The sequence below is a fragment of the Pseudomonas sp. FSL R10-2964 genome (assembly GCF_009600035.1).
Lineage (GTDB): Bacteria > Pseudomonadota > Gammaproteobacteria > Pseudomonadales > Pseudomonadaceae > Aquipseudomonas > Aquipseudomonas bubulae.
Genome location: NZ_WIWH01000105.1, coordinates 1 through 636, shown reverse-complemented (window position 1 = coordinate 636; position 636 = coordinate 1). Strand labels below are relative to the sequence as shown.

Annotated in this window: 1 protein-coding gene; it reads right to left on the bottom strand. The window is 54.4% G+C overall.

All coding sequences use genetic code 11. From position 1 onward, the window contains the following. Positions 1 to 18 precede the first annotated feature (18 nt). On the bottom strand, positions 19 to 636 hold a 618-nt coding region (locus tag GHN92_RS23965), incomplete at its 5' end, for a protein rep (protein ID WP_178102688.1).

Genomic DNA, 636 nt, shown 5'->3' with positions numbered 1-636 from the left:
ATTCTGCACTGCATATCCTTACCCTCTCTTTTTGAGTGTCGAAGGCTGATATTCGTCACCCAAATAACGATAGAACCGATCCAAGTAAGGCAAGCCATCGAGCGGTTCATCGAGCATCGATTCAGGAATCTCAACTCCGCGGAATAGGCCAAAACTGTTCAGCAGGCGTTTCCCCTTGAGGATCTGCGCAGCGTGCCAGTTATCGGCCAAAGTCAGGTCGGAGAACTTCACGGCGTACTTGAACACCTCCATAAAGCCTTCGACTGGATCGCCCAGGATAGGCCTGCAATCCACGACCATGCTGTCGCCGGTGATCTTGTGCCACTCGGCACTCAGGTCGCTCTGAGAAGGCTGAGAAGACGCTAGGAGGATCATGTGGCAGTGCGGATGCCACCCCTTGCCCTTGTTGGTCAGTTCCATTGTGTAAACGGCCCCTTCAGCTCGGCAAAGCTCAGTCCACGGGGCACGCGGAACACCTGCCTTGAAATGGCGTCGGTGCGTCAGCAGCTTGCGTAGGGACTTGCTGAGATGGTTTTGACGCTCTTCCAGGTCATCGCCGTTTTTGACCGTGAGAGTCAATAGATACGGGCGCAAGTCAGGACGTTCTTCTTGCAAGACCTGCCAGCGTGTCAGATA